The sequence below is a fragment of the Arthrobacter sp. YAF34 genome (assembly GCF_052113245.1).
Classification (GTDB): domain Bacteria; phylum Actinomycetota; class Actinomycetes; order Actinomycetales; family Micrococcaceae; genus Arthrobacter.
Window position 1 is genome coordinate 21,621 of sequence record NZ_JBFRCV010000020.1, and the last position, 8,976, is coordinate 30,596.

The 8,976-nt window shown below is 68.7% G+C and carries 5 protein-coding genes and 1 rRNA gene; 3 read left to right on the plus strand and 3 right to left on the minus strand.

Features of this window, described 5'->3' with window-relative positions; genetic code table 11:
* Positions 1 to 52 precede the first annotated feature (52 nt).
* The 3 genes from AB4Y72_RS18705 to AB4Y72_RS18715 all read left to right on the plus strand — a co-directional run bounded on the left by AB4Y72_RS18705 (position 53) and on the right by AB4Y72_RS18715 (position 6,565).
* Positions 53 to 2,257 (plus strand): putative bifunctional diguanylate cyclase/phosphodiesterase, encoded by a 2,205-nt coding sequence (locus tag AB4Y72_RS18705; protein WP_441427637.1) that lies wholly within the window; start codon positions 53 to 55, stop codon positions 2,255 to 2,257.
* A 149-nt stretch (positions 2,258 to 2,406) separates the two neighbouring features.
* A complete protein-coding gene (locus tag AB4Y72_RS18710; protein WP_441427638.1) occupies positions 2,407 to 4,509 on the plus strand; it encodes a putative bifunctional diguanylate cyclase/phosphodiesterase in 2,103 nt (700 codons plus the stop codon).
* Between the two features lie 148 nt (positions 4,510 to 4,657).
* Complete coding sequence (locus tag AB4Y72_RS18715; protein ID WP_441427639.1) at positions 4,658 to 6,565, plus strand: putative bifunctional diguanylate cyclase/phosphodiesterase; 1,908 nt, start codon at positions 4,658 to 4,660, stop codon at positions 6,563 to 6,565.
* A gap of 286 nt (positions 6,566 to 6,851) precedes the next feature.
* Here the strand turns inward: AB4Y72_RS18715 and AB4Y72_RS18720 are convergent, their stop codons facing one another.
* The 3 genes from AB4Y72_RS18720 to rrf all read right to left on the minus strand — a co-directional run.
* The gene (locus AB4Y72_RS18720) at positions 6,852 to 7,139 is read right to left on the minus strand and encodes an excalibur calcium-binding domain-containing protein (RefSeq protein WP_441427640.1); all 288 of its coding nucleotides are present in this window, start codon (positions 7,137 to 7,139) and stop codon (positions 6,852 to 6,854) included.
* A gap of 127 nt (positions 7,140 to 7,266) precedes the next feature.
* Positions 7,267 to 8,115, minus strand: coding sequence for an SDR family NAD(P)-dependent oxidoreductase (locus AB4Y72_RS18725; protein ID WP_441427641.1), 849 nt, complete (start codon positions 8,113 to 8,115; stop codon positions 7,267 to 7,269).
* A 770-nt stretch (positions 8,116 to 8,885) separates the two neighbouring features.
* Positions 8,886 to 8,976, minus strand: a 5S ribosomal RNA gene (gene rrf / locus AB4Y72_RS18730); the annotation flags it as partial.

An 8,976-nucleotide genomic window follows, 5' to 3' on the forward strand; every position in this document is an offset into this window, starting at 1 on the left:
AGAACCCCCGGGACGCCTATGATTTCCCGATGGGAGGGTTCTAAATGGTTGGTTGGTCTCAGATGTATCCGGCGGCGGCCGGGTGACGGCGTCGTCGTCCCCGGAGGAAAGCTCCGGCGCGGTTCCCGGCTACGGGGACCTGGTGGAAGCCAGCCCCGACGCCCTGCTGGTGGTGGCCGAGGACGGCACCATCCTGACAGTCAACACCGCCGCGGAGCGCATGTTCGGGTACACCCGCGCGGAGCTCGTGGGTTCGGATCACCGCACTCTCCTGGCCGAGGGCTACCGGAACGGCTTCCAGCGGCTGTTCTTCAACCTCCGCCGCGACGCCTCCGACGCCGGCACCGGCGCCGGCGAGACTGACACCGCTCCCGTGGAGGCCTACGGGCTGCGGCGGGACGGGACGGAGTTCCAGGGCGAAGTGGCCGGTTCCATCCTGGTCAGCGGTGACGGGACGGCCAGCATGATCGCCGCGGTCCGGGACACCTCGCACCGGCCGGAGAGCGATGACAGCCTCCGCGAGGCCATGTCGTTGCTGAGCGCGACGCTCGAATCCACGGCCGACGGCATCCTGGTGGTCAGCAGCGAAGGCGAGATCGCCGGCGTCAACAATCAGTTCCTCACCATGTGGGGCATCCCGCGGAAGATGCTGGCCACCGGAAACGATGAGGCGGTCATGGGCTTCGTCCTGGACCAGCTGCGGGACCCTGACCAGTTCCTCGAAAAGGTCGAGGCCCTCTACGCCGATCCCGCGGCGGAAAGCCATGACGTGCTGGACTTCCGCGACGGCCGGACCTTTGAACGCTATTCCCGGCCGCAGAAAGTCGCGGACCAGGTGGTGGGCCGCGTCTGGAGCTTCCGCGACGTGACCGCGGCCAAGGTGGCCCAGGACCGGATCTCCCGGGCCATGGCAGACCTCGCCGCGCAGTCCGCCCAGCTCAAGTCCCTGGCGTTCCGGGACGGCCTGACCGGATTGTCCAACCGCCAACAGTTCAACGACAGCCTCGCCAGCGCCCTCGCCGGCCCGTGCGGCACCGCCGTGGACGTCCTGCTCCTGGACCTGGACGACTTCAAGGAAGTCAACGACATCCTGGGCCACCACGCCGGGGACCAGATGCTCATCGAAGTGGGCCGGCGGCTCCGGACGTGCGTCCGGCCGAACGACGTCGTGGCCCGGCTGGGCGGGGACGAGTTCGTGGTGCTGCTGGTCGGCTCCCTTGATCCCGAGGCCGTGGCGGCCCGGATCGTCGATTCCCTGCGGGTCCCGGTGTGGATTGACGGCACCATGCTGCGCCCCAGCCTCAGCCTGGGGCTCGCGTCCATCAACGTGGAGGCCGTCGACGCCTCCGAGCTCCTGCGCCGCGCCGACGTCGCGATGTATGCCGCCAAGACCGCCGGCAAGAACCGGTACATGCGCTTCCGGCCGGAGATGATGAAGGCACTCGTGGACCGCAACGACCTCGAAGCCGGCCTGCGGATGGCCGTGGACAGCGGGCAGATCACCGTGCACTACCAGCCGATCGTCTCCGCCTGCCGCGGCACGGTGACCAAGGTCGAGGCCCTGGCCCGCTGGGTCCGCGAGGGTGCACTGGTTCCGCCCCAGCAGTTCATCCCGGCGGCGGAACGCAGCGGCCTCATTGTCGAGATCGGCACCGAGGTGCTGCTGCGCGGCTGCACCGAGCTCAAGCCCTGGCTGGACGAGGACTCGTCCCGGTCCCTGGCCGTGAACGTCTCCGGCGTCCAGCTCCAGCACGGGGACTTCGCCGAGCTGGTCCTGGCCGTGACGGAATCCTGCGGCGTGGACCCGCACCAGCTGGTCCTGGAGGTCACGGAGAGCGTGTTCTTCGACGACGACTGCCACGTGATCCGGCAGCTCATGAGCCTGCGCACGGCCGGCGTCCGGGTGGCGCTGGATGACTTCGGCACCGGGTTCTCCTCCCTCGGCCGGCTCCAGGACCTGCCCGTGGACACGCTGAAGATCGACCAGTCGTTCGTGTCCATGATCCACACGGGCAGCGAACAGCTGCCCATCCTGAACGCCATGATCAGCATGGCCCACGGGCTGGGCCTGACCGTCACGGCGGAGGGCGTCGAGACAGTGGCGCAGGCCGGCTATCTGATGAATCTGGACTGCGATTCCCTGCAGGGGTTCCTGTTTTCGGCCCCCCAGCCGGAGTCCGCGCTTCAGCCCGCGCTGGACCACGCGGCCCGGGCAATCGCTGGCCTGCGCGGCGACCGGGTGGCCGGCAACCGGTGACCGCAAATCTCCGGTCGAATGTGCCGGACAAATGTACTGGACATTGTGCCGAAGGACCCTATGATTCAGGGAAACGCATTGCTCCGGGCCCGTGTGCCCGGAGCATCATCGCTCTGTGAAATTCCATCGCCTTGGGGGCAGATATCGTCGTGGGAACTGGATTTGGTGAAGACCTGCTGGAGCAGAGTCCGGACGCCTTCCTGCTGCTGACCGCGGACGGGACAATCGCCTTCATGAATTCAGCCGCGGAGCGGCTGTTCGGCTATGCCCGTGAGGATCTGCTGGGCGTGCAGCACACCATTCTGCTCGCCGAGGAGGGCCGCGGCGGCTTCCTGCGGGTCTTCGGCCGGCTGGGCCGCAAGAGTCCGGCCGGCAGCCGGCCGTTCGCCGCCGTCGGGCTCCATCGCGACGGCTCGGAACTCGCCATGGAGATCACCTGCTCGCTCGTGAGCGTCGACGCCGGCACGGCCATGGCGGTCGCCGTCCGCGACGCCGGGCACCGGAACGACTCGGACTCCGGCCGGCGGCTGGCGGTCTCGCTGCTGGACGCCACGCTGGAGACGACGTCGGACGGAATCGTCGTGGTCTCGAGCGAGGGCCAAATCACCGGGATCAACGATCAATACCTGAAGCTGTGGAACATGCCGGCGGAGCTTGTCGCGGCGGAGGACCCCAAAGCTTTGGTCCGGTTCATCGCGAACCAGATGGCCGACCCCGACTACTTCCTGCAGAAGGTTGCCGAGCTCCACGCGGACTCCTTCATGCAGAGCCACGATGTCCTGGAGTTCGCCGACGGCCGCACCGTGGAACTTTACTCGCGCCCGCAGAAGGTGGCGGACGCCATCGTGGGGCGGATCTGGAGCTTCCGCGACATCACCTCGCGCCGCCGCGCCCAGGACCAGGCCCGCCGCGCCATGGACGAGCTCGCCGAGCAGGCCGGAAAGCTCAAGGAACTGGCCTTCCAGGACCCGCTCACGGGACTGGCCAACCGGATCCTCTTCAACGAGCGGGCCGCCGCGGCCCTGCTGACCCCGGACCCGGTCCACGTGCTGCTCCTGGACCTGGACGACTTCAAGGAAGTCAACGACGTCCTCGGCCACCACGCCGGCGACGAGATGCTGGTCGAGATCTCCCGGCGGCTGCAGAACTGTGTCGGCCCGCACGGCACCGTCGCCCGGCTGGGCGGGGACGAGTTCGTGGTCCTGCTGGTCGGCTGCCGGGATGCCGACACCGTCGCGCAGCGGGTGGTCAGCACGCTGAACGCGCCGGTCTCCATCGAGGGGACGCTCATGCGGCCGGGACTGAGCCTAGGCGTGGCGTCCCGCGACGCCGGAACGGAGACGTCTTCGGAGCTGCTGCGGCAGGCGGACCTGGCCATGTACGCGGCCAAGGAGGCCGGCAAGAACTGCTACGTGCACTTCCGGCCCGAGATGCTGGCCGCGCTGCTGGAACGCACCCAGCTCACGGCCGGGCTGCGGCGGGCGGTGGAACTGGGACAGATCACGGTGCACTTCCAGCCTGTCATCTCCTGCGACCGGCTCGACGTCGTGCAGTTCGAGGCCCTGGCGCGCTGGGAATGGGACGGCGAACTGATCCCGCCGGACGAATTCATCGAAACGGCCGAACGCAGCGGCCTGATCCGCGAGATCGGAGCCGAAGTGCTGCGCCGCAGCTGCACCGAGCTCGCCCCGTGGCTCGCCGAGGATCCGGACCGGAGCGTCGCCGTCAACGTCTCCGGCGTGCAACTGCAGCACCGCGACTTCGCCGAACGCGTCCTCGACATTGCGGCCTGGAGCGGCGTGGACCCCCGCCAGCTGGTGCTGGAAGTGACCGAGAGCGTGTTTTTCGACGCCCACTCCCACGTGATCGGCCAGCTCCAGACCCTGCGCGAGGCCGGCATCCGGGTGGCCCTGGACGACTTCGGGACCGGCTATTCCTCGCTGGGCCGGCTGCAGGACCTGCCCGTGGACGTGGTGAAGATCGACAAGTCCTTCGTGTCCATGCTGCACACCGGCGTCGAGAAGCTGCCCATCCTCACCTCGATGATCCACATGGCGCGGAGCCTGGGACTCAAGGTCACGGCCGAGGGCATCGAGACGCCGGCCCAGGCCCGCTACCTCATGGACCACGGCTGCGACGCCCTGCAGGGCTTCCTCTTCTCCCGCCCGGAACCCGCGGCGGCCAGGCAGCGGTCCATCAGCAAGTCGGAGGCGGCCATCGCCGAACTCGAGGGCGTGCCGCTGCCCGGTTAGCGGGCGCTTTTCGACACATTTGCGCCATGCATGATGCCCATCATGTTCGGGCGCCCCGCACCGCATATGATTCAGTCAGCGCAGTGCGCCTTGTTCTCCGCAAGGTGCCCGCAATCCGCACTTTACGCCTGGGGGGCAGTACAACATCGTGGAAGCTGGTTTCGCTCAACACCTGCTGGAGTACAGCCCGGACGCCCTGCTGCTGGTCGGCCCCGACGGCTCCATTTCCTTCCTCAACACGGCCGCGGAACAGCTCTTCGGCTACACCCGCGCCCAACTCCTCGGCGCGGACCACAGCCTGCTCCTGGCCGAGGCCTCCCGGGAGGAATTCCACGGCGTCCTGGCCGAGCTCGGCGCTGCTTCAAGCCGCCGCCTCCCGTTCGCCGGCTCGGGCCGACGGGCCGACGGCACCGAACTCCCGGTCGAAATCACCTGCTCGCTCGTCCCCGCCCAGGCCGGGGCCGCCGACGCCGGAACGTCCGTGGCGCTCTCGGTCCGCGGCGCCGGGCACCGGAGCGGCCCCCGGAGCACGCTCCACAGCGGCCACCATCCGGCCCGGCCCGCCGGTTCCGGTCACGAAGCCGGTCACGACGTCGGTCACGACGCCGGAGCCCACCCCGGCGCCGGCAGCGCCGGCCGGTCGCTCAGCGGTGACTTCCGACGTCGTGCGCAGGCCTCAGCGGGCACTGCGGGGACCGCGGGGGGTGCGGGTGCGGCGACTGCCGCTCCCGCGGCGTTCGCCGGGCACGACGACGAACTCAAGGCCGGGTCCCTCCGCGACCCCCTGACGGCGCTGCCCAACGGGCCCTTCTTCAACGAACGGCTCGCCGCGGCCCTGCGCCGCCCGGATCCGGTGGACATCCTGCTGCTGGACCTCGATGACTTCAAGCACTTCAACGACCTGCTGGGACGCTCGGCCGCCGACGAGCTGCTGGTGGAGGTGGCGAGCCGGCTGCGCAACTGCGTGCGCCCGCACGACACCGTGGCCCGTCTGGGCGGCGACGAATTCGCGGTGCTCCTGACCGAGTGCCTCAACGCCGACGCGGTGGCGAAGCGGATCGCGGAGGCCCTCTACGCGCCCGTGCGCGTCGGAGGCTCCATGGTCCGGCCCGGGGTGAGCATGGGCCTGGCGTCGAAGTCGGCGCAGACCCTGGACGGGGCCGAACTGCTGCGGCAGGCTGACGCCGCCATGACCGCCGCCAAGGCTGCCGGGAAGAACACGTGGCTGCGGTTCCGGCCGGAGATGCTGAACACCGCCGCCCACAAGGCCGACGGCGAGACCGGGCTCCGGCGCGCCGTGGAACTGGGCCAGATCTCGGTGCACTACCAGCCCGTGGTGTCCCCGGGCATCGGCTCGGTGGTGCAGTTCGAGGCGTTCGCCCGGTGGGAACGGCACGGCCGGCTGGTGCCGCCCAACCAGTTCCTGCCCGTGGCGGAGCAGAGCGGCCTGATCCGGGAGATCGGCGACGAGGTCCTGCGCCGCGCGTGCGCCGAGATCCGGCCGTGGCTGGCCGGTGACGCCGCGTATAGCGTTGCCGTCAACGTCTCCGGCCTGCAGTTCCAGCACCGGGACTTTGCCGCGGACGTGCTCGCGATTGCGGCGTCCACCGGCGTCGATCCGCACCAGCTGACGCTTGAGCTGACGGAAAGCGTGTTCTTCGACGCGTCCTCGGACGTGCTGCGCCAGCTGCGGCAGTTGCGGGAGGCCGGCGTCCGGATTGCCATGGACGACTTTGGCACCGGCTATTCCTCCCTGGGCCGGCTCCAGGAGCTGCCCCTGGACAAGGTCAAGATCGACCGCTCGTTCGTGGCCATGATCAAGACCGGCCAGGAACAGCTCCCCTTCTTCGCCACCATGATCAGCGCCGCGCATGCCCTGGGCCTGAAGGTCACGGCCGAAGGCATCGAGACCCCAGCACAGGCCAAGTACCTGATGGAGCGCGGCTGCGACTCCCTGCAGGGCTACCTCTTCGCGAAGCCGGCCCCCGCCAGCGACCTCGCCGGGACCATGGAGAGCGCCCTGAACGCCCTGGACAAGGTCGACGCCGCGCGATAGCCGGGTTCGGCGCGGAGCCGTGGCCCCTGGTGTGCCCGCGCTTGTGCTCCCGCTTGGCCCGTGCTTGGCCCGTGATTGCGCCCCTGCATGTGCCCCGCTTGTGCCCCTGATGCCGGGGGTCGCCGGGTCGGAGCCCCTTGGAACGGATCGAAGCCCCTTGACGCCGCCACGCTCCGCCATTGGACGCAAACGGCCGCTAAGCATCGTGGCTTAGCGGCCGTTCTCGGCAATTCGTTGGATAGTCCGGGCCGACCCCAGAAGTCAGAGTCCCGGCAAGCTCCCGGCCCTAGCGCTTTTCGCAGGCAATGCCGTCGTTGTCACGGTCGAGGTCGTGTTCGCCCCAGTGCCGGGGTCCCACGCCGTCGTTGTAGCTGTACACGGTGTTGTCGACGCGGAAGTTCCTGACCTTCGTTCCGCTGGTCTTATCCGAGACGTTCGCGCGGCCGACGCCGTGCGGGTAGACCCTGTTCAGCTCCGCGCAGTTCTTGTACGACCTCGGCGCGGGCGCAGCGGATGCCGGCACGGCCGTGGCGCTCAGCACGACGGCGGAGGCCGCCAGGGACGCAATAATCAATTTCCTCAGGCGCACGTTCGCGAGCACTCCCCCATTACATGCCCCGGCCGCGGATCGGCGAGGCGCAGGAAAATACTAACCCACGTTGTGCCTGTTCAGGGGCCGAATCACCGCTGGGAGCTAGCGCTCAGGGGCGTGGGTCCAGCTTGTCGAGGTCCTGGGCCACCATCGCCTCGCTGCGCTGCCACAGCGCCTTGGCCAGGCCGGCGTCGTAGGCCTGCTTGTTGGCCTTGGAGAGCGTCCGCTTGGCGTAGTAGGCGCCGGAGATCCAGTCGTGGCCCGGGGTGGCGTCAGCGAGCCACACAAGGGTGTCCGCGCCCTGGTCCGGGGTCAGCATGAAGCGCTTGAGGAAGGACTTGTACGCGAAGCGCATAGGGCTCGTGGAGTCGGCCGCGAAGTTGGTGGCCACGCCGCCGGGGTGGAAGGCCGCCGTCGAGATTCCCTCGGCGTTGTAGCGGTTGTGGAGCTCGGTGGTGAAGAGGATGTTGGCGAGCTTGGCGTTGCCGTAGGCGCGGTTGGTGGAGTAGCTGGCGGCCGCGTCGAGGTCGTGGATGTCCAGCTTGCCGAAGAGCGAATTGGCCACGCTCGAGGTGTTGATGACCGTGGCCTTGCTGGAGGTTAGCGTGTCGATCAGCGCGGTGGTCAGCAGGAACGGGGCCAGGTGGTTGACCTGGAAGGTCTTCTCGTGGCCGTCCACAGTGAGCTCGCGGGGACCCATGATGCCGCCGGCGTTGTTCGCCAGGACGTCGATCCTCGGGTACTTCTCCTTCAGCTGCGCCGCCAGGGTGCGCACCTGGGCCAGATCGGCGAAGTCACTGACGAAGAAGTCGGCACCGATTTCGCTCGCGACCGCCTCGGTCTTCTGCGCGGAACGCCCGACGACGACCACCCGCTCCCCCTGCCGGGCGAAGGTCCGTGCGGCGGAGGCGCCGATCCCGTCGCTGGCTCCGGTGATGACGATAGTGCGTTCGGGCATTGAAGTGTCCTTAGAACGAAGCGTTGGGCCGGTCTTTGGCATCCGGCCCCGTCGAATCCTAACGACCCTAGCTGGGAGAACGTTCCGAACGTTACCCAACCGGCAGCAGGGGGCGTTGGTCCTGGCAGCAGGGGTCGTTGGTTCTGGCAGCAGGGGTGTTGGTTCGCCCGGTATCTGCTGGGAGACCCCGACGCTCCCTCACGTTTCGAGGGAAGGCCCAGAACGCTCCCTCACGTTCCGCTGGGAATCCCAGGACGCTCCCTCACGTATGGCGGCCGTGACCGCGTGCAGCACGACCTCTCTGTCATCGCCATCGACGGTCACGACCTCGGAAAGGTCTCGCGGTGCTGGCTATTGGCCCTGTGACCACGCTCCTGCCCAGTTCCTCGCTCCGTTGCTTCGCCCTCGACGCAGGGAAGGCCCGGAAACCCGGGGAAGCCGGCGGTTGCCGCGAACCAGTCATCCAAGCAACTGGGAAGGAGCGCCGCCCAGAGGCCCCGGGTTTCTTCATGGCTGGGCGTGCCGGACGTGCGGGAGCGTCCGGCAAGGGCGTGCCGGACGTGCGGGAGCGTCGTGGTTGGGCGTGCCGGTGCTGCGGGAGCGTCGTGGTTGGGCGTGCCGGTGCTGCGGGAGCGTCGTGGTTGGGCGTGCCGGTGCTGCGGGAGCGTCGTGGTTGGGCGTGCCGGACGTGCCGGAGCGTCGGTCTGAAAGCGGGGTTAAATGCGGGAGGACCCCCACCTGGTGGTGGGGGTCCTCGACCGTTAATGATGTTCCGGCGGTGACCTACTCTCCCACACCCTCCCGGGTGCAGTACCATCGGCGCTGTGGGTCTTAGCTTCCGGGTTCGGGATGGGACCGGGC